General features: G+C 60.0%; 2 protein-coding genes and 1 pseudogene. All 3 read left to right on the top strand.

Features of this window, described 5'->3' with window-relative positions; translation table 11 throughout:
- Window positions 1-367: pseudogene (locus tag EN969_RS25120) on the top strand (carbon monoxide dehydrogenase); the annotation flags it as partial.
- A gap of 405 nt (window positions 368-772) precedes the next feature.
- Window positions 773-1,795: an acyltransferase gene (locus tag EN969_RS25115; RefSeq protein ID WP_013531268.1), complete on the top strand. Its 1,023-nt coding sequence runs from the start codon at window positions 773-775 to the stop codon at window positions 1,793-1,795.
- A 247-nt stretch (window positions 1,796-2,042) separates the two neighbouring features.
- On the top strand, window positions 2,043-2,849 hold an 807-nt coding region (locus EN969_RS25110; RefSeq protein ID WP_127419484.1), incomplete at its 3' end, for an MFS transporter.

Raw genomic sequence — 2,849 nt, 5'->3', positions numbered from 1 at the left:
CTTCAAGGGTCTGTTCGAGACCTCGTTGAAGGAAGGCGAGATCGTCACCGCCGTCACCTTCACCGCGCCGGCCAAGGCGGCCTATGAAAAGTTCCGCAATCCGGCATCGCGCTACGCCATCGTCGGCGTGTTCGTTGCCAAGGGCAAGGATGGCGTCAGCGTCGCCGTCACTGGAGCCGGCGATGACGGCGTCTTCCGCTCGAAGGAGATCGAGGCAGCATTGGCCAAGAATTTCGCGGCCTCGGCACTGGAAGGTGTGAAAGTGCCGGCGAAGAATCTGATGACCGACATCCATGCCTCGGCCGATTATCGCGCCAATCTGATCGCGGTGATGGCCAAGCGCGCGGTTGCGGCAGCCAACGCCTGAGAAACTGTTTGGAAACTCTACTCCGGCGGCCATCTGATGGCGTTTTCTGTGCTTCCGGTGCTCACGTACCAAAAGTACGCTCCGCTCCGGTTCTCGAAACCACCACCTATGACTCGCCAGGGCGAGTTTCGAAACAGTTTCTAATACGATCAGTCGCAGACAAGGAAAGGGGCCTCCGTGGCCCCTTTTCTCGTGCGGCGGCCTGCATCCGTTCAGTTGCTGATGGAATCGCTGCCGCACTGCTTGAAGCAAATCCCCGCCGAGCCGGAGGCCGGACCTGATCCGGCAGCAATCTCGCACTTGCACAAATCCATATTGCACTGCAATATGAACTAGGGCGGGAATGCGAGCTGGGTTCGAATTGTACCATCGTACCCTTCGCATGCCTATTGCGAGAGGATCGGCATGACCGACATTTCCGCGACGCATGTCGTTCCGTCCCGATCCGCCGCCGACAGATCAACCAGAACAAGACTGGCCTATCTCGACGGCTGGCGCGGGCTTTCGATCGCGCTGGTTCTGATCGGCCATTTCTTTCCGGTTCCGGGAATCAATCTTGGCGTGCTGGGCGTCGAATTCTTCTTCGTGCTCAGCGGCCGGCTGATGGGCGAGATCCTGTTCATCGAACGCTACCCGCTGAAAAAATTCTTCAAACGCCGCTTCTCCCGCATCTATCCGGCTCTTCTGGTCTTCGTAGTCGTCGCGATGATCGCGCTCTCCGGCACGTTCCTCGCCTTCAAATGGAAGGCCGCGCTGACGGCGCTGACATTCACCTACAATTATGCCGGCATTCTCGTGGCTCGGGCAGGGGCGCTCGACCATATCTGGTCGCTCTGCATCGAGGAGCACGCCTACATCATCCTGGCGCTGATCAGCGTCATCGTCTCAAGTCGCTCTCGCGTGGTCGTGCTGCTCCTGGCGCTGGCCTTGCTGGCCATGGCCAATGGCGCGGTTTCGTACTGGGTCTTGGGGATGGACTACGAAACCACTTATTGGCGCACGGATGTGCACATCGCGTCGATCCTCCTGTCGGCTTCGATCTGCCTGCTCAAGGCCGACGGCAGGCTGCCGGCGTTTTTGAGAGGCAAGCATGTGGCCCTGGTGGCAACGGTCTGTGCCGTTGTCCTGTTCCTGGATCGGGTGCCGACGCCGATGCACTATCTCTTCGCGGTGCCGCTGCTGGCTCTGGCCGTCAACGCACTCGATTTCAGCCCACGGTATTTTTCCGGATTGCTGTCGTCCTGGCCGATGGCGACGCTGGGGCTGTGGTCGTACTCGCTCTATTTATGGCAGCAGCCGTTCTACAAATTCGTCTATGAGCAAGGCAGCGCGCCGATACCGATGCTGGCCGCAGTCTTCGCTTGCGCGGCCTGCAGCTACTACCTCATAGAGCGCCCGGCGCGCGAATGGCTCAACCGCAACTGGTGAATGCCGTCGTGCCCGGCCAGATGATCGTGAGTGCAGGTGGAGGGATCGCGCTTCATAAGCAGACAGTCAATCAATTGTTTCTAATCTAACTTTCGGGAAAGCAATGACCTGCTTTGCGATATGGGCCAGTCTCATTAGACATTGGTCGTATGGCAGGCATTCCTTATTGCCTCGCCGGCTTACCCGCCTAGTTTGTTCGCAGGACACATCTGAGAAGATGGTTCGAAGACGCATCTGGGAGGATGGAATGGATACGACTGGGGAAAGGGCGGGCGGCTGGCTCGACCGCTCACGCACCGTCGCCGAGCCTGGCTTCAGCAGGTGGATGGTGCCGCCGGCGGCGCTCTGCATCCACCTTTGCATCGGCCAGGCCTATGCGTTCAGCGTTTTCAACTTGCCGATGTCTAAGCTGATCGGCATCACCGACTCGGCGCCCGACGACTGGAAATTGACCGGCCTCGGCTGGATTTTCTCGATCGCGATCCTGTTCCTGGGCATTGCGGCGGCGTTCGGCGGCGGCTGGCTGGATCGCGTCGGTCCGCGCAAAGCCATGGTCGCTTCTGCCTGTTGTTTCGGCGGCGGCTTCATTGTCTCGGCGCTCGGCGTCTATCTGCACCAATTGTGGATCATCTATCTCGGCTACGGCGTGCTGGGCGGCATCGGTCTCGGCCTCGGCTATATCTCGCCGGTCAAGACGCTGATCACCTGGTTTCCGGACCGGCCGGGCATGGCAACCGGCATGGCGATCATGGGCTTCGGCGGCGGCGCCTTCATCGCCTCGCCGCTGTCGGTTTATCTGATGAAGCTGTTTTCGACGCCTGAGCACATCGGCGTCGCCGAAACCTTCCTGGTGCTGGGCATCGTCTATTTCGTCTTCATGCTGATCGGCGCCGTTATCGTCAGGGTGCCGCCGGAGGGCTGGAGGCCTGCCGGATGGACGCTGCCGGCGGCACAGAATGCGATGGTGACGACGTCCAATGTCCATCTCGACGATGCGTTGAAGACGCCGCAGTTCTGGCTGCTGTGGGGCGTGCTGTGCCTTAATGTGACGGCA

The sequence above is a fragment of the Mesorhizobium sp. M7A.F.Ca.CA.003.01.2.1 genome (genome assembly GCF_003998945.1).
Lineage (GTDB): Bacteria > Pseudomonadota > Alphaproteobacteria > Rhizobiales > Rhizobiaceae > Mesorhizobium > Mesorhizobium ciceri.
This window is presented reverse-complemented; position numbering and strand designations above follow the sequence as displayed.